Origin of the sequence: Marinomonas transparens (assembly GCF_016463975.1) — a bacterium.
Classification (GTDB): Bacteria; Pseudomonadota; Gammaproteobacteria; order Pseudomonadales; family Marinomonadaceae; genus Marinomonas; species Marinomonas transparens.
Genome location: NZ_JAEMNX010000001.1, coordinates 387418 through 413516, shown reverse-complemented (window position 1 = coordinate 413516; position 26099 = coordinate 387418). Strand labels below are relative to the sequence as shown.

Here is a 26099-nt window from a genome sequence, read left to right as displayed (position 1 = left end):
TTTATAAGATTCCCTTTTTATGTTTTATAAACTGTTGAACAACTGACTAATAAAGGCTTCCTTCTCACTGTCCTGATCGATAAGGCCTAGCCCTACGGTCAAAAAAGTGGAATCGTGTTTTTTCTCTGTCGTGGCAACTGATTGAACATAATAGTTCAAACGGTTTACCGTTCCCTTATGCTCTAAATCTAATACGGCTTGCCCTAATACTTGCGGGATCACATCGTCACTCTTAATCAACATGGTCGCTTCTTGCTTACCAAACTGAATCACCATGCAACGAAATTGCTTCCCTTCAAAGCGCACGACTGTTGGAACTTTTACATCCTTCACTGTCACTGCAGGTGCTTGAGGATGAGTAAATTTAGTCGCCTGCGTAGCTTTAGCTGGTTTTCCGCCAAGCAGTACATCCATGGCACCGCCTGATGCTGGAGAGCTAGCCGGCTTAGAAGACTTTCCAGCTCCCATCAACACATCTAAAGAAGCCGTCGCCACGCCACCCGGTCCAGCTGAGTCGCCACCGCCACGAGGCTTTTCAGCAGCAAGCTTGCCCTCCATTTTATGCCTCTTAGCAGCCGAAAGAACCTTACTCACCAACTGCTCACTGGAAAACGGTTTACCTAAGTAATCTGTTACGCCAGCCTGTACCGCTTCGACAACATGGCTTTTATCTCCACGACTGGTAATCATCAAAAAGGGTATGTCTTCTTTTTTGTACTTTGGCTGCTCACGACACCACTTAAGCAGTTCAACCCCTGTCATTTCAGGCATTTCCCAATCACACAGCACCATATCAAACTGATTTTTCGTCATCAGTTGCTGTGCTTTTCGACCATTAACCGCATCCTCAATCACACAAGCAGGAAACTGCTTACGTAATGCTCGTCGAATAAGGTCACGCGTAAAAGACGCGTCGTCTACCACTAAAATTTTCATCGACATCAAAAAGACCCATTAGTACGATCCAACAGGGAAGAAAAATCCCCATGTTGCGATCTAAAAACCGAGATCCACAATAAAGTGGCCGCCACAACAGCAATCGGCATGACAAATAAATTAAACAAAGGAATAGTCAAACAAACCATGACTATCCCTCCAAACGTCCAACATAACAAAGGCTTAGAGCGTAATGTCATTCTCATATCATGAAATTTGACCTTGTTGTTATCAAAGGCGTAATCCATATATTGCAGAGATAACATCCAAGCTGAAAATAACAATAACAAAACAGGTGCAATCACATTAACCAAGGGTATAAAAGACAATAGCAGCAACAATATGAAACGTGGTAAAAAATACAGTATTTTCTGACATTCTCGTTGTAAACTGCGGCCGATGATCGCGATAAGCACACTGGCCGTTAAGCCTTCATCAAAGGTTTTTCCAGTTTCTTTTTCTTCTACTTTTTCTGCGAGGAACGCCATAAAGGGCGCAGCAAGAATATTGACCCCCACAGAAAAACTATAGAACAAAACAGCACTAATAATAGCGCCAAAAATCAGATACAACAGCCAATTCAAAAAGGAAACCCAATCAGGTAAATACCCCATCACAAAGTCCATCAGACTCTGAAAATAACTAAATGCCACCAAATACAGCAGCCCAACCAGCAAAAAATTCGCTAATAAAGGCGCCAAAATAAACAATCTGAGCTCTGACGAAAAGACCAAAGGAAATGCTCTTAAAAAAGCCCCAGCGGCTTTAAAGGGTTGTGTTATCACGCTATCTCTTACCTTTTAAAATCTATTTCATACCAAGACCGACAGAATATCACGCACGCTATTTAGGCTCCACCAAGACAGCTCGATATTGCTAACACCTTGCGATAAATACGAGAAACTCCCCCGCTTTGAATCTTTCTACCTTTATTAGACGCATAACCTGATGCGGAATTTCGATTGTGACCTGTGTTCAATTGAGGAACTATGAAAGCTAAGGCGAATACAGACAGTGCAGACATGACGCCAAAACTAACAATATTGCACACCTCAGCTAATCAACAAGGGAACATTATGAAAATGACAAAAACACTTATTGCCAGTGCGATTCTGGCAACTTCTATTAGCACACTACAAGTACAAGCCGCTGATGTACCGGCCGGAGTAGAACTGGCAGCCAAACAAGAACTTGTGCGTGGTGGCGGTTCTGAGCCAGCCACCCTAGACCCACAAAAAATTGAAGGTACACCAGGCTCGATTCGTTCTCGTGATCTTTTTGAAGGCTTATATAACCAAGACGGCGACGGTAACCAGATTCCTGGAGTCGCCACCAGTTACGATGTCAATGCAGACAACACGGTTTATACATTTCATTTACGTCATGACGCTAAATGGTCTAACGGTGACCCAGTAACAGCAGGCGACTTTGTTTACAGCTTCACCCGCGCAGTAGACCCTGTTACGGCATCTCCTTATGCTTGGTTTATCGAAATCCCATCCATTGTTAATGCGACTAAAATTATTGCTGGTGAAGCAAAACCCTCATCACTAGGCGTAAAAGCCATCGACGACTACACCTTCCAAGTGACTCTTGAACGTCCGGTACCCTATTTTGTAAAAATGACCTCACACCAAACCATGTTCCCTGTGCCGAAAAAAGTAGTAGAGAAGTGGGGAGATGACTGGACTAAACCAGAACATATGGTCTCTAACGGCGCTTATAAAATGGATGAATGGGTCGTCAATGAAAAAATGGAGTTCTCGCGTAATAAATACTACTGGAACGATGCGGAAACCGTTATTAATAAAGTCACTTACTTACCGATAGAGTCTCCTAATGCTGAGCTCAAACGCTTTCAAGCAGGCCAAATGGACCTTAGCTATGAGCTACCAAATGACCACTTCAAACAACTAAAACGTGATATGCCAGACCAAGTGGTTATTACGCCTTACCTAGGCACCTATTATTATCAATTCAACACTACCAAAGCGCCCTACAATGACGTACGTGTTCGTAAGGCCTTGTCCTATGCTATTGATCGTGATGTCATCACGAAATACGTGACTGGCGTAGGCGAAATTCCTGCTTATTCTTTCACGCCAGAAGTGGTCAATGGCTTCAACCCTGCCACTCCAGCTTACGCGACTTGGACACAGAAAGAGCGTAACGAAAAAGCGCAAACCTTACTGAAAGAAGCGGGGTTCGATAAGAGCAACCCACTTAACTTCACTCTGCTTTACAACACCAATGAAAACCATAAGAAACTAGCCATTGCGATTTCTGCGATGTGGAAAAAAACCCTTGGTGTAAAAGTCACGCTAGAAAACCAAGAATGGAAAACCTACCTAGAAACGAAAAAGCATCAACAGTTTGATGTGGCTCGTGCAGGTTGGATTGGTGATTACAATGAAGCCTCTACCATGTTGGATTTGCTCACCACCACTCACGGCAACAACGACGGCAAATACAGCAACGCAGCGTACGACACACTATTGCACGATGCTCGTACCATGAAAGATCCTGCTGCGAACTACAACAAGGCTGAAGAAATTGCCATTGAGCAAGACATGGCTGTTGCGCCTATTTACCAGTACGTAAACAAACGTCTAGTAAAACCTTACGTAGGTGGTTACCAACCTAACCCTGAAGACAATGTTTATGCGCGTGATATGTACATCATCAAGCACTAAGCATTATCCAGTGTTACCCGCCCAGTACAGATTACTGTACTGGGCCTCTTTCCATTTTCAACCCTAGCATTAGCCTCTGTTTATTGTTTTCAGACCTAATCTGGTAATTTTTCTATGCTGACATTTATCTCAAAGCGTGTACTGGAAGCCATTCCAACGCTTCTTATATTAATCACGGTTTCCTTCTTCTTGATGCACTATGCACCGGGAAGTCCATTTTCCAGCGAACGTACCTTACCACCCGAAGTACTGGCAAATATTAACGCCAAGTACCATTTAGATGAGCCCGTCATTAACCAGTACTTCTATTACTTAGGAGGCTTATTGCAAGGGGACTTAGGCCCTTCTTTTCGCTATAAAGACTTCTCTATTAATGAGCTAATTGCACAAAGCTTTCCCGTTTCCGCTGAAATAGGGATTTGGTCTTTTCTCGTGGCGCTACTGATTGGCGTCAGCTGTGGCATTCTCGCCGCACTACGCCAAAATTCATGGCTTGATTACGGCATTATGTCATTTGCCAATCTTGGCATTGTGTTACCTAATTTTGTTCTGGCTCCATTGTGTATCTTATTTTTTTCTATTTATAACCAGTGGCTACCGCCAGGTGGCTGGAACGGTGGCGCTTGGCCCTACTTGATCATGCCTGTCATTGCCATGTCCACCAGCTACATCGCCCAAATCGCCCGTATCACCCGTGGCAGCATGATAGAAACCATGCACTCCAACTTTATCCGTACCGCTCGCGCAAAGGGCTTGCCTAAATATCGCATTGTCTTGCAACACGCACTACGCCCAGCCATGTTGCCAGTGGTCTCTTATCTTGGACCTGCGTTCGTTGGCATCGTCACAGGCTCGGTGATTGTCGATGTGTATTTTGGTACTGGAGGCATTGGTCAACACTTTATCAATGGTGCCCTAAACCGTGATTATTCTTTAGTGATGGGCGTGACCATTTTAATTGGGACATTGACGATTGTATTTAATGCCATCGTCGATATTTTATATGCCGTTATTGATCCAAAAATTCGTTACTAAGGCCTAGACATTATGATTACTACGAAAGACAAAGTTCAGGCCATTGAACAGTTCGCCCAACAGGTGGTGGACGTTGAAGGTCGCAGTTTATGGCAAGACGCTCGGCGTCGATTTTTCTCTAACCACGCTGCCGTTATCAGCTTGGTCATATTAGCTCTAGTAGGTGCTTTCGCACTTTTAGGTCCGTTTTTTAGTCAATGGCATTATGAAGATATAGACTGGGAAGCCCTATCGGATATTTCCGTTTTAGGTCGTCCCAATATTGAAAATGGCCACTACTTTGGCACTGATACCTTGGGGCGCGATATCTTTGTACGAACCATGCAAGGGGGACAAATCTCCTTACTGGTTGGTATTCTAGGCAGCTTCGTCGCCATTATAATAGGTACACTGTACGGTGCGACTTCCGGCTACCTTGGCGGCCGAGTAGACAGTGTCATGATGCGCTTCCTGGAGATTCTTAATTCTTTTCCTTTTATGTTTTTTGTCATCATCTTGATGACCATATTTGGCCGCCACATCTTCTTGATTTTCGTCGCTATTGGCGCCATTTCTTGGCTCGACATGGCAAGGATAGTGCGAGGGCAAACCCTCAGTTTAAAAAACAAGGAATACATAGAAGCCGCCTATGCCTGTGGTGTCTCCACACCAAAAATTATTTTGCGTCACATCATTCCCAATGTGCTGGGCATTGTTGTGGTCTACGCCACGCTTCTTGTTCCAAACATGATCCTCTTAGAGTCTTTTATCAGCTTTCTAGGGCTGGGCGTACAAGAGCCCATGACTAGCTGGGGCGCCTTGCTTTCAGAAGGCGCACAGAATATGGAAATTGCGGTCTGGCAATTGGCTTGGCCACTCGCTTTCTTAGTGGTGACGCTATTTTGTTTTAACTTCCTCGGCGATGGCTTACGCGATGCGCTTGACCCTAAAGACCGCTAAGGAGGCATGATGAGTTTATTAAGTACTGAGAACCTATTAGAAGTCGAAAATTTACGCGTTAGTTTCGGCACACCTGATGGCTTTGTCACGGCAGTCAATGACCTGAATTTTACCCTAGGGCAAGGTGAAACACTGGGCATAGTGGGCGAATCGGGCTCCGGCAAAAGCCAGACCGCTTTTGCTCTAATGGGTTTGCTGGCGAACAATGGCGTGATCAAAGGGGAGGCCCGTTTTGAAGGGCGAAATATCTTATCTTTGCACGAAAAAGAAATGAACCGCATTCGCTCTAAAGAAATCGCGATGATCTTCCAAGACCCTATGACTTCCTTAAACCCTTATATGAAAGTCGGCAAGCAGCTGATGGAAGTGTTAATGCTGCACAAGGGCATGAATAAAGCGGAAGCCTTTGAAGCATCGGTAAAAATGCTCGATGCGGTGAAAATGCCTGAAGCTCGAAAACGCATGAATATGTACCCGCACGAGTTTTCTGGCGGTATGAGGCAGCGCGTAATGATTGCCATGGCCCTATTGTGCCAACCCAAACTACTGATTGCCGATGAACCCACCACCGCCTTAGACGTTACCGTACAAGCTCAAATCCTGACATTGTTGAACGAACTAAAAGACGACTTTAATACCTCTATCATCATGATCACTCATGACCTAGGCGTGGTCGCAGGTCTGTGTGATAAGGTTCTTGTCATGTACGCCGGACAAACCATGGAATACGGCAGCGCAGAGGACGTCTTTTATCGCCCGACTCATCCCTATACCCAAGGGTTATTACAGGCCATTCCTCGTCTGGATACCGATGCTGGTATTCTTTCAACCATTCCCGGCAACCCACCAAACTTATTGAATTTACCACCAGGTTGCCCCTTCCAAACGCGCTGTGAATACGCCAAAGATCGCTGCGTAGAAAACATTCCGCCATTAGAGGAATTCGCCTCAGGTCAGCTTCGTGCTTGTCATAAATCAGTTGATGGATGGGTTGCTTAATGACTATTTCCGACAAAATATTAATGGAAGTAAACAATTTAAAGGTTCACTTCAATATCAAATCTGATAATGCTTGGCCATGGCAAAAAGGCCATGCTCTAAAGGCTGTAGATGGCGTTAATCTCACCATTTATGAAGGCGAGACTCTAGGAGTCGTAGGCGAATCAGGTTGTGGGAAATCCACTCTGGCGCGTGCGCTACTACGCCTTGTTCCCATTACCGAGGGTAACGTGGTATGGCTTGGACAAGACTTAACAGACCTAGACAAAAAGCAAATGCGGGATAAGCGCCAAGAATTGCAAATGATCTTCCAAGACCCATTAGCTTCTCTAAACCCACGCATGACAGTGGGTGACATTATTGCCGAACCTTTACAAACCTTTCAGCCACACTTATCTAAGGCGGAGATAAAACAAGAAGTTCGCGCCATGATGGACAAGGTAGGCCTCTTGCCCAATGTGATTAACCGTTACCCTCACGAATTCTCTGGCGGTCAATGTCAACGTATCGGGATTGCTCGCGCTTTGATTCTAAAACCTAAATTAGTGGTTTGTGACGAGCCGGTTTCTGCATTAGATGTTTCGATCCAAGCGCAAGTCGTTAACTTATTGAAGGCATTGCAGGCCGAGATGAATCTGTCTCTGGTCTTTATCGCCCATGACTTAAGCGTGGTAAAACACATATCAGATCGTGTATTGGTCATGTATCTAGGCAATGCGGTAGAACTTGCGAGCAGACAAGCTCTGTATGAAACTCCTCAGCACCCCTATACCAAAGCACTATTATCTGCTGTCCCAGTGCCCGACCCAAAAATAGAGCGAGACAAAAAAATCCAGCTCTTAACAGGGGATCTTCCATCCCCAATAAGCCCTCCTTCAGGTTGTGTTTTCCGCACCCGTTGCCCCCATGCAAATGAAACCTGTGCACTACAAAAGCCGGTATTACAACCCCTATCTGATGAGCAACAAGCGGCCTGTATACGCTTAGCAGACATTGCTTAATATTTATAATATGAGTCGCTTCGAACTCGGTTTAAAGCGACTTTTTCATCATCAAGTAAGCCGCTAGATAAAGAACAAAAACCACTGTTATCCAATATTTTTGGTCTATGATAAGATCTCTGAGTCTCTTTGCCGGAAATAGATTGATGCGTTTATTCTTCTCTCTTATCTGCGTGTTGCTTATTAACACGCCCTCCTATGCTCTTGACCAGCCATCAGGACGAGTCATATTAACCATCTCCAACGCCTTGGACGATGCAAATGCAGAGCATGGTATCGAGTTCGATTTAGACATGCTAAACGCTTTACCTCAGCGCTCTGTAACCACACATAATCCTTGGACAAAAGGCTCCCATACATACCGCGGTTTCTCAGCTAAAGATCTTTTAGCAACCATAGAGAGTAAAGCTACCCTATTAAAGGTTATCGCCCTTAATCAATATATGACAGAAATCCCTATATCAGACTTCACAGAACGGGGAGCCATTTTTGCTACCCACCTAGATGGGCATCCAATGAGTGTGCGCAAACTCGGCCCAATTATGGTGATTTATCCATTTGATGATCAACCAGAACTAAAAAGCGAAACCTATTATGGCCGCTCTATCTGGCAAATCCATCGTATTGAAACCTACTTTATCGCGGAGTAAGTTGTTTTGCGTTCATTACAGCTAAGGACTTGGGCTACTCGGTTTCAACAATGGATAATCTATGGGCTCATTGCTCTAATTATTACCATCGCCATTGCCGTATTCGGCATCATTAGTTATACCAATGATGGTTCTAAGGCGAACTCAAAACGTATTTTTGAAAGTATTTTATGGAACTCTCTGCAATTACAATTGCAAACCTATCGATTTCTAAACTATCTCATTGAGCTGGATGACAGCGACTTTCCACTAAAAGGCAACGCCTTCTTTGAATATGATCTGCTAATGAGCCGCGTTGACCTTCTTAGAGCTGGCACTATAGGCTCTCTAATACGAAGCTTTTCCGGTGGTCGAACAATACGCGCTCTCAATATTATTAACGGTGAACTCGAACTCATTAGCCTCAACCTTGCTAAAATAGAAAGTGGTGACGTCTCTTACCTACCTGATCTGATTGATCGTATCGAAAAATTGAATAAGCAAATTAACGAATTCGTTATTCTGGTCAATCAGGGCAGTAATAACTACATCGCTCAGCAACATGATGACCTACAGACAAATTTAGATCGTATTCAACTATTAACCATGTTGTTCTTAACCAGCCTGCTATTTTTGTTCTTTTTCATTATCAAAGGATTAGCAAAAACACAGGCTATTGCCGGACGAAATCGTCTTCTTGATGCCAAGATACTGACCATAAATGAAGAAAAGTCTGATATGATTTCTTTTATAAACCAAGAAGTTAAAGCGCCTATTAATGCGATTCTAAGTGTTGCAAAAGCCTTAACAAAAGAAAGCCAGTCGCACCTAAGTAACGAGCTATCTAACAATATTGAAGAATCCGCTCAGCAACTGCTGAGTACAGTCGATATGTTTGCTGATTTAGCGTTAATCGATGCTAAAAAACTGACATTGATAACTACTACAGGCAATTTAAAAGACATGATAGAAGACTGCTTGCATACCTTAGAACCACAACTCACTCGCAAAGGTTTACAAGCTATTTCTTACATAGATCCGTCATTGCCCAAAGAAATAAATATTGACTTCCCTCGCCTCAGAGAAATTATTTCGGCCTTATTACAAAATGCCGTTGCCCATACTCTCAGCGGTAGTATCAGCCTTCAGGTTAGACCCTCATCGTTAACACCATCACAGAAAATGAACCCGACGGGAAATAAGCAGACAAGAGTGCTACAAATTGCCATCAGAGATACTGGCATAGGGATGGATAGTCACCTGCAACAAAGCTTAAGAACCCCTTCTAAAAAACAAGACATAACTGTATTGAATGAAATGGGCCTGCCTTTGACCTTGTGTCATCAATTAGTAAACGAAATGGAAGGCGAAATACACTTTTCTTGCGTGCCACAAAAAGGCTGCGAATTCTGGGTAAACCTGCCTTTTCACATGTCTGTACTAAATCAGTCCCACCCTCCTGCTGCCGTTAAAAACATGGCAACAAGACAGGCTTTAATCGTCGAAAGTGATACCCACCTTGCAAAAATATTAAGCTTGCAACTCGACGCTCTCAATATCGATGCGACCCTCTCAGAGGATGGTAACCCGAATGAAGAAAAGCATTACGATCTTATTATTTTAGGAACAAGCAATTTAGTGGATAATGAAACTGAACAAAGTTTCCTAAGGTACTATGAAAAAAGTATGCCTTTTATTTGTTATAACAAATCGACTCATATAACGAATAAAACTTTCCTATCTGGCGCGACGTTTTTATCAACACCATTGACTCAAAGCCAGCTAGAAAAAAGCATTTCACACCTATTTCCCCCTGCTAATAAAATTAGTAGCACACGGCCTAATGATGGGGCTAAAAATCATGATTGATAAAGCACATTTGGATAATCTAATCGAGCTGTTAGGTAAAGACACCATTAACAATATACGTCTAGATTACGTCACCGACAGCGCAGAAAAAATGACACTCTTGCTAACCGCTTGGCAAGCAAAAAACTATGACGACCTTGCACATATTAGCCACTCACTTAAATCCGCTAGTGCCAATATGTCCTTACCCTTATTAGCAGAACAATGCCGGATCATAGAAACCTCCGCTTCTCACGAAAAAGAAGAGGGTATACAAGCAGCCGTAGATCAACTGCCAGAGCTATATCAACAATCATTACAAGCTCTAGCAGATTACTTTGCAGACTAAGGCTTTATGCGTCTTAACAATAAGCCTAAATTGCCCACTTAAAATCCGTTGCAGCAACAAAGGTGGCGACTAAGCTTTCGATACCCGCTTGGTCCACCGCAGAAAAACGCCCTACTGACGGGCTATCTATATCAAACACGCCAATCAACTCATCACCATTAATAACAGGAACCACTAATTCCGATGCTGAAGCAGCATCACAGGCGATATGCCCTTCAAAAGCATGCACATCATCAATACGTTGTATTGCCTCAGTAACAGCCGCAGCGCCGCATACACCTCGACCAAATGGAATGCGAGTACAGGCAACCTTGCCAACATAAGGACCAAGTACTAACTCCTCGCCACGGGCGAAATAAAATCCAGCCCAATTTAGCCCTTCAATAGTTTGCATAATAAAGGCAGAAAATTGTGCCGCGTTACAAATAAGATCTCGCTCTCCGCTTAATAGTGACGAAAGTTGTAAATTCAGTTCTTGAAAATAGTGTTCAGGAGAAGAGTTTGAGTCTGTTTCAATAGAGAACATTGGAATGAACCGCTGCTAAAATGGAAACCCGATCATAAGCAAAGTCAGCATAAGAACCAATAGACCAATGACAGAAAGAATAGAGGCCTTTAAAACACAAAATCGACCTATTGCTACCTCCTATTTGGAGGACAACAGGCCGATTTGATAAACCTACTTAATGTAGATTATTTATCTTCTACTTCACTCGCAATATCATGTGCAGCCACATGACGAACATCCACACCCTTGACCATAAAGATCAAATGCTGACAAACATGGCGAGCATGATCACCAATACGTTCTAAAGAACGCAGTACCCAAATAACATTAATGACTCGGGAAATACTACGAGGGTCTTCCATCATGTAGGTGACTAAGGAGCGCAATGCCGTGTTGTACTCTTGATCTACCTTACGGTCTTGTTTCGCGACCTTAATTGCGGCTTCAATATCCAAACGAGCATAAGCATCTAATGAATCATGGATCATCCGAGACACCATTTGACCAATTCGGCTGATCTCAACATAACCACGTGGAGACTCGCCTTCATCAATCAAACTTAATGTCAAATTCGCAATCTTTTTCGCTTCATCCCCCATGCGTTCTAATTCACTAACGGCTTTGCTGATAGACAAAATCATTCGTAAATCAGAGGCCGCTGGCTGACGTTTCGCTAAAATACGCGTGCACTCTTCATCGATAATGCCATCCAGTTGATTCACAGTGGCATCTTTTTCTTTCACGTCTTCCGCTAAAGAGCCATTGCTATCTAACAAGGCCTGTACTGCGTCTTGAACCTGAGTTTCAACTACGCCACCCATTGTCAAAAAGTGTTGGCGAAGCGCTTCCAGCTCATTATTAAATTGCTGAGAGATATGGTCCGTAGTTAATTCTTGCATAATCCTTCCTCCGCCTAGCCGTAACGGCCTGTGATGTAGTCTTCTGTTTGTTGTTTGCTTGGATTAGTGAATAACGTATTAGTATCGCCAAATTCAACCAAGTCACCTATGTACATGAACGCCGTGTAATCAGACACACGTGCTGCTTGTTGCATATTGTGTGTCACTATCGCGATAGTGAAATCCTTTTTCAGCTCATGAATCAATTCTTCAATTTTTAATGTCGAAATAGGGTCCAAAGCAGAAGCGGGCTCATCCAACAACAAAACTTCAGGTTTTACAGCAACCGTACGAGCAATAACCAAACGTTGCTGCTGACCACCAGACATGCCAAGCGCACTTTCGTGTAGTCGGTCTTTCACTTCGTCCCACAATGCCGCAGAACGCAACGCCCACTCAACGGTTTCATCCAATACACGTTTCTTGTTAATACCCTGAATTCGCAGGCCATAAGCCACGTTCTCGTAAATGCTTTTAGGAAACGGGTTAGGCTTCTGAAATACCATACCAACACGGCGGCGTAACTCTGCAACGTCTGTTCCTTTGGCATAAATATTGTCAGAGTGCAGATTGATTTCACCAGTAATACGGCAGCTATCAACCAAATCATTCATGCGGTTAAAGCAACGCAATAAGGTCGATTTACCACAACCAGAAGGTCCGATAAATGCTGTTACCTTTTTTTCGGGAATAATCATATCTATCCCCTTCAAGGCTTCTTTTTCACCATAAAATAAGTGCAAATCGTTTACCGATAAACATACTTTTTCATCTTCAATACGCAGAGCCTGTTGGCTACGCTGCATCGCTGAAATATCAATTGAGTGTGTTTTTACGTCGCTCATAATAATCTATTCTCCGCCGCTTACATTTCTAGCGATTTGTATTTTTCACGTAGATGGTTTCGAATCGTTACTGCTGACAAGTTAAGCAAAGCAATAACAATCACTAGCAATAAAGCTGTCGCGTACACAAGAGGTCGTGCCGCTTCCACATTAGGGCTTTGGAAACCCACATCATAAATGTGGAAGCCCAAATGCATGAATTTTTGATCCAAATGGATATAAGGGTAATTACCATCCAATGGCAATGACGGCGCAAGTTTTACCACACCAACTAACATCAAAGGTGCTACTTCACCGGCCGCACGCGCTACCGCAAGAATCACCCCAGTCATGATAGCTGGACTTGCCATAGGCAAAACAACACGCCATAGGGTTTCTGCTTTCGTTGCTCCTAAAGCCAAACTGCCTTCACGAACATTGCGAGGAATACGGGACAAACCTTCTTCCGTCGCGACAATCACCACAGGTACCGTCAATAAAGCCAGTGTGATAGACGCCCACATTAAACCACCTGTACCAAAGGTTGGTGAAGGCAGCGCTTCAGGGAAGAAAGCTTGGTCAATGCCTGAACCTAGGAAGTAAATAAAGAAGCCCAAGCCAAACACACCGTATACGATAGAAGGAACACCCGCTAAGTTGTTTACCGCAATACGAATGATACGTGTCACCCAGCCTTGCGATGCGTATTCACGCAAATACACTGCAGCAACGACACCGAATGGTGTGACCAAAACCGTCATCAACAATACCATCATGACAGTACCGAAGATGGCTGGGAACACACCGCCTTCCGTATTCGCTTCGCGTGGTTCATCCGATAAAAATTCACCTAACTTAACGAAGTAAAAACCTATTTTCTCGACAACCCCCATGGAGTTTGCACGAAAAGCATGAACAATCTTAGAAACTGGCATTTCATGCACTGAACCATCCATCACCTGAACGATGAAGGTATCACGATTAATTTGACTATAAAGTTCAATCAAACTCTGTTGAAGCTGCTTGTATTCTTCGTCGTATTGACCACGCTCTGTAGCAAGATCCGCTTCCGCTTCTGGCGTTAACTTACCTTTTAGTTCAAGGCGACGTTGCTCTAAACGAATACGTTCAAGTGCATAGTTAATCTTGCCGATGTCTTTCTTCTCTATAACATGAATAGCATCATGAATTTTAGAAGCGCGTTCTATGCTTTCTTCGAACACTTGCCAAGTTGCCATCGCAGACGCTGTCGGCGTTAAATCATTCGTTTGAGAAACGATTTTACCGTCTTCCTTCACCGCTTTTAGGTAACCGTATAAATTACCCCATTCACGACGCTCCGCTGTAAATAGCATTTCAGGACGTTTGGTCTCAGTTAGGTATTCATCGATCACCCAACGGAAATCCGAACCGTAAACATCTCGGTTCCCTGTTTTCATTAGGGTACGCTGCATCAATTGATGCTCGTCTGGAATCTGAATACCCGCTTCACGTAATTGCGCAGCGGATACCTCAACACTTTCCACCCGTTCAGCAGCAATGTTGTACTCAGATTCGCCCGGTAAAGCATAGTGAGCTTGCACCACATCCGCTGGCCAGAAATGACCTAAACCACGCACCGCAATCAACAACAATAAGCCAATTACCATGATGACCGAAATCGCCACAGCACCTGCGTTTAACCACACCCACGGATCACCAGATTTGACCCATTCGGATACGGATTTTTTCTGCATTTTCATATCAGTACTCATTACAATGACCCGTATTTTTTGCGTAGGTGCTGACGCACAGTTTCAGCAATCGTGTTCACCACAAAGGTGAAGATAAAGAGCACGAAGGCTGCCAAGAACAAGATACGATAGTGTGAACTTCCTACTTCAGATTCTGGCACTTCCACGGCTAAGTTCGCCGCTAGAGTACGCATACCTTCGAAGATATTCACATCCATAATTGGTGTATTACCCGTCGCCATTAGAACGATCATGGTTTCACCCACAGCACGCCCCATACCAATCATCACCGCAGAGAAAATACCCGGGCTCGCCGTCGGTAAGACAACACGAGTCATGGTTTGCCAGTAAGTTGCACCCAGTGCCAAAGACCCTTGAGTCAGTGCTTTAGGGACACTAAATATGGCATCTTCCGTAATAGAGAAGATAGTCGGGATAACCGCAAAGCCCATCGCAAAACCAACCACCAGTGCATTACGTTGGTCAAAAGTGATCCCTAAATCATGAGTAATCCAACCTCGAATATTGCCGCCGAAGAAGTTCAACTCAATAATGGGGCTCAACGCCAAGCAGAGCCAAGCAAGGAAAACGATCACAGGAATCAACACCAGCGGCTGCCAGCCATCTGGCACCAACCAACGAACTTGCTGTGGAAGACGTGACCAAAGGTAAGCGAAAACCAAGATACCTATAGGCAGTACAACCAAAACACTAAAGGTTGCTGCTAGGTTTTCTTCAAGGAAAGGCGCAAAGAATAGACCTGCTAAAAAACCCAAAATAACGGTAGGTAAAGCTTCCATTAATTCGATAACAGGTTTGATCTTACGGCGTAATGCTGGCGCCATGAAATAAGCAGTATAAATGGCACCACAAATGGCCAGTGGTACCGCCATTAACATGGCATAAAAAGCGGCTTTCAAGGTACCAAATGCCAATGGCATTAAACTGTATTTAGGCTCAAAGTCATTATTAGCCGCAGAAGACTGCCAAGTGTAAGTGGGTTCTTGATACCCTTCATACCACACCTTGCCCCATAACGAAGACCAAGACACCTCAGGGTGCTCATTTTCAACATGGAAAAAGTGCAGGCCCTTACTGTCTTCCAATAACAAACCATTAGCACGTGGCGTAAAGCTGATCATGCGAGCGGTGTCGTCGCTTAACTTCTCATCGATAACTTGACGGGTCGAGGTCGCATTATAAATTGCCACCAAGCCACGCTCATCTAGTGTCGCAAAACCTTTACGACGTTGCTCCATGGTAATACCAACTAAAGCAACAGGTTGTTTTACATCACGGATAAAAGTCAGCTTTTCTTCATTCGTTTCATCGTCACGAACATTGAACCACTGACTCACTCGACCAGAAGAATCGGCAAACATAATAGAAGACTTACCTAGCAAATAGGTCATAGAAACCAGCTTGGCATCCGTGTCTTTAAATAAAGTGATGTTGTCTTTTAATGCAATATTATCGAAGTCACGCAGATCGAATTCGCTTAGCTGACCGGAACGCGTCGCAACATATAGATAACGCTGATCACCACTGATCAGCATGCTAGCCACATCAGCAACAAACGGCAGCGGCTCACTTTGCTCACTCAACTCCACTTCGTCAGTAATGAAATTGGTTTCTTTATTAACCTGAGTAATCGCACTTTGGGAATCACCAATTGCTGCAATGGTGAGGCCATCTTCGGTATCACGAACCGTCAATTTTTTGATGGCAAAATCACTAACCTCGATCGCTTCTTCACCGTAAGGAAATTCAACAAAAGGAGTGATTTTACGCTTGCCATCAGGGTATGAAATTCGATAGCTGTGCTTAGCAACAAGTGCTTTGCCATCGCCATATCCAAACGCCATAAGATGACTGGTGTCTGACTCTACGGCAAAAGCGGTCACTTTTTCTTCCCGTGGGTTCTTGATGACTTCGATCACATTGCCATCAGCCACAGAGAAAAATACGATACTGCCATTCATAGCAACACGCATCCCAACTTCTGATTGTTCTTCAGTGGTTAAGTAGAGACTTTCACCTTGGTCTTGGGCAGGCAAAGCATAGCTTGCCTTAGCATCAATTTCCGCGCTCGAGAATAACGGCGCTACTTCATAAAGTAGGTAGAAACAAATAAGCAGCACAGCCAGAATAACGCTGCTACCTCCAATGGCAATGCCCATCCCAGCTATACGGTCTTTCAGGGCTCTAATCTTACGGTGACGCTTTAAAGCAGGGGTATTGAAATCCAACTCAGGCATCTGATGGTCAGTTGATTTAGTCATCCGAATTCATCTTCTTGTGTGACGATTTTATGACAACAAGTAGGACAGAGAAAGCAGGAGTGCTGTTAGGCTACTCCTGCTCTATTTTCTTACTACTCGCTACTAAAGCTTAACTTACTTAATGCCTAGGCTGTTAAGGTATTTGTTTGCAACTTTAGCTGGTAGAGGTACATAACCGTCTTTTACAACAACCTCTTGGCCCATTTTAGAAAGAACCATCTTAACAAACTCACGCTGCATTGGAGCAAGTGGCTTGTTAGGTGCTTTGTTTACGTAAACGTAAAGGAAACGAGACAATGGGTATTTACCCGTTGCTGCGTTTTCTACGGTTGCAGGAATTAGCTTACCGCCTTCTTTCTTTGTAAGTGGCAATGCACGTACAGAAGATGTTTTGTAACCAATACCAGAGTAACCGATACCGTTAAGAGAAGTAGAAACAGACTGAACAACAGAAGCAGAACCTGGTTGCTCGTTTACACTGTTTTTATAATCGCCTTTGAAAAGCGCGTGTTTCTTGAAGTAGCCATAAGTACCAGACACCGAGTTACGACCAAAGATTTGAACATCACGGTTAGCCCAAGCACCAGTAAGGCCCGCTTTACCCCAAGTATTGATATCTTCTTTGTGACCACCTTTACGGGTAGAAGAGAAGATTGCATCAACTTCTGGAAGAGACAAGCCTTTGATTGGGTTATCTTTATGCACGAACACTGCTAGCGCATCGATAGCAACAGGAATAGCCGTTGGCTTATAACCAAATTTTTTCTCAAAAGCCGCTACTTCTTTGTCTTTCATTTTACGAGACATAGGACCGAAGTTAGACGTACCTTCTGTCAGCGCTGGTGGCGCAGTTGAAGAACCAGCCGCTTGAATTTGAATATTTACATTCGGGTATAGACGTTTGAAGTCTTCAGCCCACAATGTCATTAGGTTAGCTAGAGTGTCAGAACCTACGCTTGAAATATTGCCTGAAACGCCGCTTGCTTTGTTGTAAGACATCAAGTTTGGATCGATATCTGCAAACGCACTAACAGAAGCACCCATTGCCGCTGTAATTGCTAAACCTGCAACTAGTTTTTTCATCACATAAACCTCAGTGGTTATAGTCAAATATTTATGAGCAACTGCTCATGGCTCTTTCAATAGGATTCACTATAAAAGGCATATGTGACAGAAATATTAAAAAGTGAAATATTTCCAAAAAATCAAAAAAAATCCTATGTCGATAATTTACTCCCCCTCTTCATGTACGTCTTATATTCCCAAGCGTGGCGATATCCAATAGACTTAGCGTCCGGTTTCTAGACTGTGATCTCATACCTCACAGCGATTCTTTGGTTACTTTTTAACCGCTCTTGAGTTAATAAAGCACGAATAATGATTCGAATACTTTGGAAAATTTAATGTTAAACAAACTAGTTTGCTCAGCTGAGTCCATCTCCTATTACATGGGACGATGGGTTGCTTGGCTAACCTTAGCGATGATGGTGCTAACCTGCCTTATCGTATTACTGCGTTATGGGTTTGATATTGGCTCCATCGCACTGCAAGAATCGGTTCTTTACCTGCATGCGATGGTGTTTATGTTGGGGGCTGCCTATACCTTTAAAGATGATGAACATGTGCGTGTTGATGTCTTCTATCGCGACTTTTCTGCCTCTAAAAAAGCTTGGATAAATATCATCGGTGGGGTTTTCTTCCTATTACCATTCACTCTTTATACCGCTTATTTAAGCTTTAATTATGTGAATGCGTCTTGGCAAGTATTAGAAACCTCGTCTCAACCTGGCGGCTTACCCTTTGTTTATCTACTGAAAACACTCATTCCTATCATGATGATTAGCTTAATCATTCAAGGCCTAGCCGATATTTTAAAAAACATTGGCGTTGTCAGCGCTACTCGAACCGCTAAAGGACAAAACTAATGGCTGAATTTATCCCTTTATGGCTCTTTGCTGGCGTGTGCGTATGCTTATTATTTGGTTACCCTGTCGCCTTTTCTTTGGGCGGTACCGCATTAATTTTTGCGGCAGTCGGTTCTGTTTTTGGCTCCTTTGAAAGTGTTTTCCTAGAAGCATTACCAAACCGTTTATTTGGTATTATTGGCAATGAGACTCTAATCGCAGTGCCACTCTTTGTATTAATGGGCGTTCTGTTAGAAAAATCCAAACTGGCTGAAAAACTTCTCGAATCCATGGCCATGCTATTTGGCACCATGCGTGGTGGCTTAGGCATTTCTGTCATCCTAGTTGGTATGTTACTCGCCGCCAGTACTGGTATCGTCGGTGCAACTGTCGTTACCATGGGCATGATCTCCCTACCGACAATGTTGCGCCGCGGCTATGACCCAGCGTTAGCCGCCGGCACCATTTGTGCTACAGGAACCCTAGGACAAATTATTCCACCGTCAATCGCCTTAGTTCTATTGGGCGACGTAATGTCCAACGCCTTTCAAAAAGCGCAGTTAGAAATGGGTATCTTCTCGCCCAAAACCGTTTCGGTTGGCGATCTTTTTGTCGGTGCCTTGATTCCTGGCTTGATCCTTGTTGCCTTATATATTGTTTATGTTCTTTTAATCGCTTGGTTACAGCCGCATAAAGCCCCTGCCGTGCCCCGTGAAGAACTACGCAATGACTCAACTGAGCCCTTGTTCATACAACTAATCAAAGGACTTTTCCCTCCTTTAATCCTGATCTTTGCGGTATTAGGTTCCATCCTAGGCGGTGTTGCAACACCAACAGAGGCGGCTGGTGTCGGTGCATTTGGTGCCGCATTGTTAGCATGGGGAAGTGGCAAATTAAGCTTACAAACCCTAAAAGATACTGTTTATGCCACCACCAAGGTCACCAGTATGGTGTTCATGATTCTGGTCGGTGCATCGCTTTTTTCTTTGGTATTTCGTGGTTTTGGTGGTGAGGAGTTAATTAAAGACTTCTTCTCACAATTACCCGGTGGTGTGGTTGGCGCCATGTTAGTCGTCATGCTGCTGATGTTCTTCTTAGGTTTTATTCTAGACTTTATTGAAATTACCTTTGTTGTGGTGCCCATTGTCGCCCCTGTTCTATTAGCAATGGGGTTAGACCCTGTTTGGCTGGGCATCATGATGGCGATCAATTTACAAACGTCTTTCCTAACGCCACCATTTGGCTTTGCACTATTCTACTTACGTGGCGTAGCGCCACCAGAATTAAAAACTCAATCCATCTACAAAGGTGTTTTGCCTTTTATTGTGATTCAGCTGTTTGTGCTACTCATGTTAGCTATCTGGCCAGATCTTGTGACTTGGCTACCAGAACAAGTTTATGCAGACTAATTTTCAGACCATCAATTAAGTATTGAGAGGAAAGAACAATGAAAGCAATGCAAATGAAAGACTATGGCCCTGCCACTGATTTAACTTTGGTAGAAACTAACAAGCCAAACTTCAATGCAGATCAAATATTGATAGAAATGGGCGCTGCAGGCGTGAATCCTGTAGATACTTATATTCGTTCTGGTACTAATAACTACTCGACGACATTCCCTCATACTCCGGGGTCTGATGGTGCAGGAACTATTGCTGCATTAGGTGACAATGTAACAGGTTTTGAAATAGGCCAACGAGTCTATTTCAGTCGTAACCTAACAGGTTCATCTGCTGAGTTTACAGTTTGTGCCGCAACCCATGTTTACCCTTTAGCAGATGCTTTATCTTTTCAAGAAGGCGCTTGTGTTGGAATACCTTATACCACTGCACACCGAGCCTTATTTGGTCGGGCCAATGCCAAAGCGGGCGATACAGTATTAGTACATGGCGCAACGGGTGCCGTTGGCATCGCAACCGTTCAGTTAGCATTAGCGGCAGGAATGGAAGTCGTCGCTAGTGCAGGAACACCTGAAGGAGCGGCGTTGCTGAGTAAACAGGGTGTTTCAACGGTAATCATGCACAGTGAAGATAACCACCTTGCTCCCTTTCAGTCTCTTGATACAGGCTTTGATATCATCATCGAAATGTTGGCGAATCATAACCTAGACCAAGACTTAAAAGCCTTGGCATTCGGTGGCTGTGTCGCGGTTATTGGAAATCGTGGTACGGTGGAAATTAACCCTCGTGATCTGATGGCCCGTGACGCATCCGTTGTTGGTGTTGCGTTAGCCAATGTGAAACCCGATGAACTAGCTTTAATTGCCAAATCTTTACGCCCTTTATTTGAAAAAGGTGTATTAAAACCCGTTATTCGCCATAGCTATGCGCTCACGGAATTGCCTCAGGCCCATGAAGATGTTTTGAAATCTGGCGCCTTAGGCAATTTAGTCATCAAGGTTAACTAAAAGAACCACCAAGCGCGATACCCTAATACCAGTGTCTCGCGCTTGAGTACAACGCCTTTAAACGCCATGCCTTCCGGCGAAAACCTAGATCTCGCCACGCCCCCTACTCAAGTCTCAATAAGATAGCTATACTGGCCAAATCACACTAATTAAAAGGCATATTTTGACTCAGCCTGAATCCGATGTTTTCAGCCTACCGAATGAAGCGGACACCCATGATCACGATTACCACCAACTGGTTGTCGTTCTCGATGGTAATACCGATTTCGATATACAGGGTAATGGCAAGCAACTGCACACTGGCGAAGGTTGTATTCTGCCGTCAGCAAACAGTCATGCCTTTGCAGGGCTCGGTGAAAACCAAATCATGGTGGTTAACCTGCCTATTCCTCCTCAAAAGAGCATCACGGACGAAGAATATGAAATGGTGTCGCGGCTATTTGACCAAGCCGCGTATTTTCAACTAACGCCACGTTTACAAGTATTGGCCTCGGCACTATCCGGTGAATTACAACAATACCCTGATGATCCCATGCTGGCACGAGCTTGCGGCAACACTTTACTTAGTGCAATTCGCCATCAGGTCAACAATAAAGACTCACGAATTCGTGGTAATCATCTTGATATCAATAAGTTAGATCAGTTTATTGAGCTAAACCTCTCCCGTCGTGTGCACATAGACCAGCTCGCCAACTTTTGCTTTCTCAGCGTCAGTCAATTCCATGAACGCTTTAAAGACCGTACGGGCATCACGCCACACCAATACTTAATGCGCAAACGTCTAGAGCGTGCACAGAGCTTACTCAGCGAAGGTTTTCCTCCTATTCAGGTGGCTGAGATGTGTGGCTTTTCTAGCCAAAGTGCCATGACCAATGTGTTTTCTCAAACCTTGGGTATCACCCCATTGCGCTATCAAAAACAATTCACTAGCCGCTAAGCTTTTTGGGCAAACACTGCGCACTATTTCAATGCATTTTCTACTTTCCACATCCTTTTCCGCACCCTAAAAAAGCCGCCACCCATTCCCCCTAAAACAACCAGACTTTCTTATAAAAAAAACCGACGTTTTCGAAAGACAGTTTCTCCTCTCTATCACTAAAGTGTGCGTATTATCCAGACAGGCAGTTTTTTGTCAGGTTTCATAAAAACCGTCGAATAATTGCTAAATGCTCTATAACAACATACGGTCTAACGAAAAAAGAAAGTCGTTCTTTTAAGTTTAGTCTCGGGAGAATCCAACTATGTTTAAAGCGATTGAGGTGTTACAACCCAACTTCATTCAGCGGCCACTAAACGAACTGTGGCAGCTAATTTCCCCTCTCTACAGTATGGATGAAGAAAAGTGGTTGAATGAGCTATTACCTTTAGCCAAACCAACCAACAAAGAGCTAGAACATTGCACGAATGCCGCAACGAACTTAATTGCACAAGTCCGTCAAGATGACGACAGCATGTCGATGATCGACGCCTTGTTGTTGGAATACAGCCTAGATACGAAAGAAGGCATCTTGCTAATGTGTCTAGCCGAAGCCTTAATGCGAGTGCCGGATAAAGAAACCGCAGACGCTTTCATTAAAGACCGTTTGAGCGTCGCCGATTGGGCGTCCCATGCAAAAAATTCGGACTCCTTCTTTGTAAACGCCTCTACTTGGGGTCTATTGCTGACAGGTAAAATCGTCACCATGGATGAAACCAAAGATGGTCAGCCTGCTAATCTCGTAAACCGCATGGTAAACCGTGTTTCTGAGCCAGTGATTCGTAAAGCGATGAACCAAGCCATGAAGGTCATGGGGCATCAGTTTGTACTAGGTCGTAGCATCAAAGAAGCCCTATCTCGTGGTAAAAGCTACCGTGACAAAGGCTATACCTATTCTTTCGACATGTTAGGTGAAGCAGCACTAACGGCATCCGATGCCGATAAATACCTAACGTCTTATATGCAAGCGGTTGAGTCTGTCGGCAAAGATACTTATAACCAAAAGCATCGCCCTACTATTTCTATCAAGCTTTCTGCACTTCACCCCCGTTACGAAGTCGGCTGTGAAGAACGCGTTATGACAGAACTTTTCGATAGCGTAAAAGGCTTAATCATCAAAGCTCGCTCACTGAACGTGGGTATTACTATCGATGCAGAAGAAGCAGATCGCTTAGAATTGTCTCTACACTTATTCGAAAAACTTTACCGTGATGAAGCAATACGTGGTTGGGGTCTATTCGGGCTGGTTATTCAGGCTTATTCTAAGCGTGCTCTGCCTGTTTTAGCATGGCTTGCTGCTCTCGCTAAAGAACAAGGAGACCAAGTCCCTGTGCGCCTTGTCAAAGGCGCTTACTGGGATTCTGAAATCAAACTTTGCCAACAGCGTGGTATCACTGGTTACCCAGTTTATACTCGTAAAGAGTCAACTGACGTTTCCTATTTGGCTTGTGCTCGTTTCCTATTAAGCGAACATACCCGTGCTAATATCTTCCCTCAATTTGCTAGTCACAATGCCCATACCATTGCGGCAATCACTTGCTTGGCAACCGAATTAGGCGCAACCACCGAAGAGTTTGAATTCCAACGCCTACACGGTATGGGTGACGCCCTCTATAACCGTTTAATCAAAGACAGTGACATCTGTGTCCGTATTTATGCCCCTGTAGGTAGCCATAAAGACTTGTTACCTTATTTGGTTCGTCGTCTGCTTGAAAACGGCGCAAATAGCTCGTTCGTACATCGCTTGATCGATGCTAGCTATCCTATTTCTGACTTGGTACACCACCCAGTTACAACATTGGAAAGTCGCAAAACCTTGATCAACCCACATATCAAGGTGCCAACAGAGTTGTTTGATGACCGTAAGAACTCTTTCGGGCCAAACATCGAAATTGATGCCGAATGGACACCGTTCAAAGCGCAAATCGATACCTTCATGGGGCAAGATACTCAATGGCGCGCTTACCCTATCGTAGGTGGTGAAAACCTAGCAACCGCGAATACTCACACAGTAGAAAGCCCCTACGATCATAGTCAAACAGCAGGTCAAATTGACTGGGCAGACACAGCGACGGTAACTAAGGCTATTGACCTTGCTGAAGCCGCTTTCCCTGAGTGGTCAACACGTCCTGCCTCTGACCGTGCTGATTGCTTAGATCGAATGGCCGACTTGATGGAAGAAAACTACCCAGAATTGATGGCACTTTGCCATCGTGAAGCGGGTAAGACCATTCAAGACAGTATCGATGAAGTACGTGAAGCCGTGGATTTCTGCCGCTATTACGCACAACAAGCTCGTAGCCATTTTGCTACACCAACCACTTACACAGACTTCCTAGGTCAAGAGCAAAAAGCTCAGCTTACTGGCCGTGGTGTCTTCACTTGTATCAGCCCTTGGAACTTCCCGCTGGCCATCTTCACCGGCCAAGTCGCGGCAGCATTGGTAGTGGGTAACACAGTAGTCGCAAAACCTGCGGAACAAACCAGCTTAATCGCCTTCCGTGCCATTGAGTTGCTACATCAAGCCGGTGTTCCAGGCGATGTGCTTCACCTTTTACCAGGCGATGGTGCTACCGTTGGTGCTCCGCTCACCAGCGACAAACGCATTGCTGGACTAGCCTTTACCGGTTCTACTGGCACAGCACAATTGATCAACCGTACCTTAGCAAACCGTGGCGTTGCGCCAGTGCCAGTCATTGCAGAAACCGGTGGTCAAAATGCCATGTTGGTTGACTCGACGTCATTACCTGAGCAAGTGGTACGCGATGCCGTTCGTTCAGCCTTCGCTTCTGCGGGTCAACGCTGTTCAGCACTACGTGTCTTGTTTCTTCAAGAAGATATTGCGGATCGAGTGATCCCAATGATCAAAGGTGCGATGCAAGAGCAGTCTGTTGGCTTACCTTACCTTCATAGCACCGATGTTGGCCCTGTCATTGATAAAAAAGCACAAACCATGCTGCTTGAACACATAGAACACATGACCAAAGAAGGTAAGTTAATCGCACAAGCAGAACTTCCAGCTTTCGCGAATAACGGCACTTTCGTTGCACCAACCGCGTTTGAAATTAGTAGCATCGACCAGCTTACCGATGAAAAGTTCGGCCCTATTCTCCATGTTGTGCGCTACAAGGCTCGTGATCTAGACAAGATTATCGACACCATTAACAATTCTGGTTTTGGTCTGACACTGGGTGTTCATAGCCGTAACGAAACAACCTGCGCCCGTATCGCTAGTCGTGCTCGCGTTGGTAATCTCTATATCAACCGTGACCAAGTCGGCGCCGTTGTTGGTGTGCAACCTTTCGGTGGACAAGGCTTATCTGGTACTGGCCCGAAAGCAGGTGGTCCACATTACCTACAACGCTTCGCTATTGAGCAAGACCTTTAAGGGGACACTATTATGACAATCGTACAACCTATCCAAATTCAGGTCGCTCAAGATGTTTTCGAAGCTTGGGACATGTTATGTGCCGATGGCCGTGCTGACTGCCTAAAAACAGCCCTTGCATCGTTTCCAGAAGCGCAAAGAAAAATGGCCCACTGGCAGCTTGAAAATGCCGTCAAAGAAATCTCAGAAACACGTATCATGCCAGGACCAACGGGTGAACGTAATGAGCTATCGACCCAAGGACGTGGTGTTTTTCTATGCACCTCTTTTATCGACACTGAAAAAGCCACCGTGGGATTAGTCGGCCAAGTGTTTACCGCCCTAGTCGCTGGTAACCCGGTGATTACGGTCGGCCCAACAGGCCAGGAAATTATGGATGCTATCGCACCATTCGTAGCAGAAGGTGTGATTCAAAACGTTGCCGAATCTGCACAGGATTCTTTGATCGAAGCAGAAAACCTAGCTGGCGTTGCTGTGTTGTGCAATGCAGAACAAGCGAAAGCGCTAAACCAACGCCTTGTAGCGAAAAGCGGCCTTATCTGCCAATTGGTTGAAGAAACCGACAGTGAAACGCTGAGTACTATTGCTAAGCCTCATTACTTACTTCGCTTCGTCACTGAGCGCACAGTATCCATCAACACCACAGCGGTTGGCGGTAACGCTACCTTGCTAGAACTGGGCAGCATGGACGACTAAGACTCATGCCACTCAGGTGCTAAAAAGCCCCTTCAGGTTAACCTGAAGGGGCT

22 protein-coding genes are annotated in these 26099 nt (G+C 44.5%); 14 read left to right on the top strand and 8 right to left on the bottom strand.

Annotation, left to right across the window (positions count from 1 at the left end):
• Nucleotides 1-24 precede the first annotated feature (24 nt).
• Nucleotides 25-942 carry a response regulator gene (locus tag I8J31_RS01915; RefSeq protein ID WP_199466493.1) on the bottom strand — a complete coding sequence of 306 codons (918 nt, stop codon included), beginning with the start codon at nucleotides 940-942 and terminating at the stop codon, nucleotides 25-27.
• On the bottom strand, nucleotides 942-1721 hold the full coding sequence (gene cysZ, locus I8J31_RS01910) for a sulfate transporter CysZ (protein ID WP_199466492.1): 780 nt from the start codon (nucleotides 1719-1721) through the stop codon (nucleotides 942-944). The genes I8J31_RS01915 and cysZ overlap by 1 nt, the downstream gene beginning before the upstream one ends.
• 204 nt (nucleotides 1722-1925) lie before the next feature.
• Between cysZ and I8J31_RS01905 the strand changes: the two genes are divergently transcribed.
• From I8J31_RS01905 to I8J31_RS01870, 8 genes are all read left to right on the top strand, one after another.
• Complete coding sequence (locus I8J31_RS01905) at nucleotides 1926-3629, top strand: peptide ABC transporter substrate-binding protein (protein ID WP_233402529.1); 1704 nt, start codon at nucleotides 1926-1928, stop codon at nucleotides 3627-3629.
• Nucleotides 3630-3743: 114 nt separating this feature from the next.
• The gene (gene oppB, locus I8J31_RS01900) at nucleotides 3744-4664 is read left to right on the top strand and encodes an oligopeptide ABC transporter permease OppB (protein WP_199466491.1); all 921 of its coding nucleotides are present in this window, start codon (nucleotides 3744-3746) and stop codon (nucleotides 4662-4664) included.
• A 12-nt stretch (nucleotides 4665-4676) separates the two neighbouring features.
• Nucleotides 4677-5603 (top strand): oligopeptide ABC transporter permease OppC, encoded by a 927-nt coding sequence (gene oppC / locus I8J31_RS01895; protein WP_199466490.1) that lies wholly within the window; start codon nucleotides 4677-4679, stop codon nucleotides 5601-5603.
• A 9-nt stretch (nucleotides 5604-5612) separates the two neighbouring features.
• Complete coding sequence (gene oppD, locus I8J31_RS01890; protein ID WP_199466489.1) at nucleotides 5613-6602, top strand: oligopeptide ABC transporter ATP-binding protein OppD; 990 nt, start codon at nucleotides 5613-5615, stop codon at nucleotides 6600-6602.
• Nucleotides 6602-7603, top strand: a complete 1002-nt coding sequence (gene oppF / locus I8J31_RS01885) for a murein tripeptide/oligopeptide ABC transporter ATP binding protein OppF (RefSeq protein WP_199466488.1) — start codon at nucleotides 6602-6604, stop codon at nucleotides 7601-7603. Before oppD ends, oppF begins: the two co-directional genes overlap by 1 nt.
• Before the next feature lie 146 nt (nucleotides 7604-7749).
• Entirely contained in the window at nucleotides 7750-8253 is a 504-nt protein-coding gene (locus I8J31_RS01880) for a putative pterin-binding protein (protein ID WP_199466487.1), read from the top strand.
• Nucleotides 8254-8259: 6 nt separating this feature from the next.
• Nucleotides 8260-10101 (top strand): hybrid sensor histidine kinase/response regulator, encoded by a 1842-nt coding sequence (locus tag I8J31_RS01875; protein ID WP_199466486.1) that lies wholly within the window; start codon nucleotides 8260-8262, stop codon nucleotides 10099-10101.
• Complete coding sequence (locus I8J31_RS01870; RefSeq protein WP_199466485.1) at nucleotides 10094-10429, top strand: Hpt domain-containing protein; 336 nt, start codon at nucleotides 10094-10096, stop codon at nucleotides 10427-10429. Before I8J31_RS01875 ends, I8J31_RS01870 begins: the two co-directional genes overlap by 8 nt.
• Nucleotides 10430-10454: 25 nt before the next feature.
• On the opposite strand, the gene I8J31_RS01865 is transcribed toward I8J31_RS01870, so the two are convergent.
• From I8J31_RS01865 to I8J31_RS01840, 6 genes are all read right to left on the bottom strand, one after another.
• The gene (locus I8J31_RS01865; protein ID WP_199466484.1) at nucleotides 10455-10955 is read right to left on the bottom strand and encodes a free L-methionine (R)-S-oxide reductase MsrC; all 501 of its coding nucleotides are present in this window, start codon (nucleotides 10953-10955) and stop codon (nucleotides 10455-10457) included.
• A gap of 167 nt (nucleotides 10956-11122) precedes the next feature.
• The gene (gene phoU, locus I8J31_RS01860) at nucleotides 11123-11836 is read right to left on the bottom strand and encodes a phosphate signaling complex protein PhoU (protein ID WP_199466483.1); all 714 of its coding nucleotides are present in this window, start codon (nucleotides 11834-11836) and stop codon (nucleotides 11123-11125) included.
• 14 nt (nucleotides 11837-11850) lie between these two features.
• Nucleotides 11851-12681 carry a phosphate ABC transporter ATP-binding protein PstB gene (gene pstB / locus I8J31_RS01855; protein ID WP_199466482.1) on the bottom strand — a complete coding sequence of 277 codons (831 nt, stop codon included), beginning with the start codon at nucleotides 12679-12681 and terminating at the stop codon, nucleotides 11851-11853.
• A gap of 20 nt (nucleotides 12682-12701) precedes the next feature.
• Nucleotides 12702-14402, bottom strand: coding sequence for a phosphate ABC transporter permease PstA (gene pstA, locus I8J31_RS01850; protein ID WP_199466673.1), 1701 nt, complete (start codon nucleotides 14400-14402; stop codon nucleotides 12702-12704).
• An 11-nt stretch (nucleotides 14403-14413) separates the two neighbouring features.
• Nucleotides 14414-16675 carry an ABC transporter permease subunit gene (locus I8J31_RS01845; RefSeq protein WP_199466481.1) on the bottom strand — a complete coding sequence of 754 codons (2262 nt, stop codon included), beginning with the start codon at nucleotides 16673-16675 and terminating at the stop codon, nucleotides 14414-14416.
• Between the two features lie 114 nt (nucleotides 16676-16789).
• Nucleotides 16790-17758, bottom strand: a complete 969-nt coding sequence (locus tag I8J31_RS01840) for a PstS family phosphate ABC transporter substrate-binding protein (RefSeq protein ID WP_199466480.1) — start codon at nucleotides 17756-17758, stop codon at nucleotides 16790-16792.
• Nucleotides 17759-18078: 320 nt separating this feature from the next.
• Between I8J31_RS01840 and I8J31_RS01835 the strand changes: the two genes are divergently transcribed.
• The 6 genes from I8J31_RS01835 to I8J31_RS01810 all read left to right on the top strand — a co-directional run bounded on the left by I8J31_RS01835 (nucleotide 18079) and on the right by I8J31_RS01810 (nucleotide 26046).
• Nucleotides 18079-18600, top strand: a complete 522-nt coding sequence (locus I8J31_RS01835; RefSeq protein WP_199466479.1) for a TRAP transporter small permease subunit — start codon at nucleotides 18079-18081, stop codon at nucleotides 18598-18600.
• The gene (locus tag I8J31_RS01830; RefSeq protein ID WP_199466478.1) at nucleotides 18600-19988 is read left to right on the top strand and encodes a TRAP transporter large permease; all 1389 of its coding nucleotides are present in this window, start codon (nucleotides 18600-18602) and stop codon (nucleotides 19986-19988) included. Before I8J31_RS01835 ends, I8J31_RS01830 begins: the two co-directional genes overlap by 1 nt.
• 38 nt (nucleotides 19989-20026) lie before the next feature.
• Nucleotides 20027-20986, top strand: a complete 960-nt coding sequence (locus I8J31_RS01825; RefSeq protein WP_199466477.1) for an NADPH:quinone reductase — start codon at nucleotides 20027-20029, stop codon at nucleotides 20984-20986.
• Between the two features lie 163 nt (nucleotides 20987-21149).
• Nucleotides 21150-21923, top strand: a complete 774-nt coding sequence (locus I8J31_RS01820; protein ID WP_199466476.1) for a helix-turn-helix domain-containing protein — start codon at nucleotides 21150-21152, stop codon at nucleotides 21921-21923.
• A gap of 304 nt (nucleotides 21924-22227) precedes the next feature.
• Nucleotides 22228-25350 (top strand): bifunctional proline dehydrogenase/L-glutamate gamma-semialdehyde dehydrogenase PutA, encoded by a 3123-nt coding sequence (gene putA / locus I8J31_RS01815; RefSeq protein ID WP_199466475.1) that lies wholly within the window; start codon nucleotides 22228-22230, stop codon nucleotides 25348-25350.
• A 12-nt stretch (nucleotides 25351-25362) separates the two neighbouring features.
• Nucleotides 25363-26046, top strand: coding sequence for a 1-pyrroline-5-carboxylate dehydrogenase (locus tag I8J31_RS01810; protein ID WP_199466474.1), 684 nt, complete (start codon nucleotides 25363-25365; stop codon nucleotides 26044-26046).
• Nucleotides 26047-26099 lie beyond the last annotated feature (53 nt).

Bases quoted from the DNA above. Each gene is read 5' to 3' on its own strand.
- I8J31_RS01915 (WP_199466493.1), bottom strand. From the start codon at position 942: ATGTCGATGAAAATTTTAGTGGTAGACGACGCGTCTTTTACGCGTGAC.
- I8J31_RS01905 (WP_233402529.1), top strand. From the start codon at position 1,926: ATGAAAGCTAAGGCGAATACAGACAGTGCAGACATGACGCCAAAACTA.
- oppB (WP_199466491.1), top strand. From the start codon at position 3,744: ATGCTGACATTTATCTCAAAGCGTGTACTGGAAGCCATTCCAACGCTT.
- oppC (WP_199466490.1), top strand. From the start codon at position 4,677: ATGATTACTACGAAAGACAAAGTTCAGGCCATTGAACAGTTCGCCCAA.
- oppD (WP_199466489.1), top strand. From the start codon at position 5,613: ATGAGTTTATTAAGTACTGAGAACCTATTAGAAGTCGAAAATTTACGC.
- oppF (WP_199466488.1), top strand. From the start codon at position 6,602: ATGACTATTTCCGACAAAATATTAATGGAAGTAAACAATTTAAAGGTT.
- I8J31_RS01880 (WP_199466487.1), top strand. From the start codon at position 7,750: ATGCGTTTATTCTTCTCTCTTATCTGCGTGTTGCTTATTAACACGCCC.
- I8J31_RS01870 (WP_199466485.1), top strand. From the start codon at position 10,094: ATGATTGATAAAGCACATTTGGATAATCTAATCGAGCTGTTAGGTAAA.
- I8J31_RS01865 (WP_199466484.1), bottom strand. From the start codon at position 10,955: ATGTTCTCTATTGAAACAGACTCAAACTCTTCTCCTGAACACTATTTT.
- phoU (WP_199466483.1), bottom strand. From the start codon at position 11,836: ATGCAAGAATTAACTACGGACCATATCTCTCAGCAATTTAATAATGAG.
- pstB (WP_199466482.1), bottom strand. From the start codon at position 12,681: ATGAGCGACGTAAAAACACACTCAATTGATATTTCAGCGATGCAGCGT.
- pstA (WP_199466673.1), bottom strand. From the start codon at position 14,402: ATGAAAATGCAGAAAAAATCCGTATCCGAATGGGTCAAATCTGGTGAT.
- I8J31_RS01845 (WP_199466481.1), bottom strand. From the start codon at position 16,675: ATGACTAAATCAACTGACCATCAGATGCCTGAGTTGGATTTCAATACC.
- I8J31_RS01840 (WP_199466480.1), bottom strand. From the start codon at position 17,758: ATGAAAAAACTAGTTGCAGGTTTAGCAATTACAGCGGCAATGGGTGCT.
- I8J31_RS01835 (WP_199466479.1), top strand. From the start codon at position 18,079: ATGTTAAACAAACTAGTTTGCTCAGCTGAGTCCATCTCCTATTACATG.
- I8J31_RS01830 (WP_199466478.1), top strand. From the start codon at position 18,600: ATGGCTGAATTTATCCCTTTATGGCTCTTTGCTGGCGTGTGCGTATGC.
- I8J31_RS01825 (WP_199466477.1), top strand. From the start codon at position 20,027: ATGAAAGCAATGCAAATGAAAGACTATGGCCCTGCCACTGATTTAACT.
- putA (WP_199466475.1), top strand. From the start codon at position 22,228: ATGTTTAAAGCGATTGAGGTGTTACAACCCAACTTCATTCAGCGGCCA.
- I8J31_RS01810 (WP_199466474.1), top strand. From the start codon at position 25,363: ATGACAATCGTACAACCTATCCAAATTCAGGTCGCTCAAGATGTTTTC.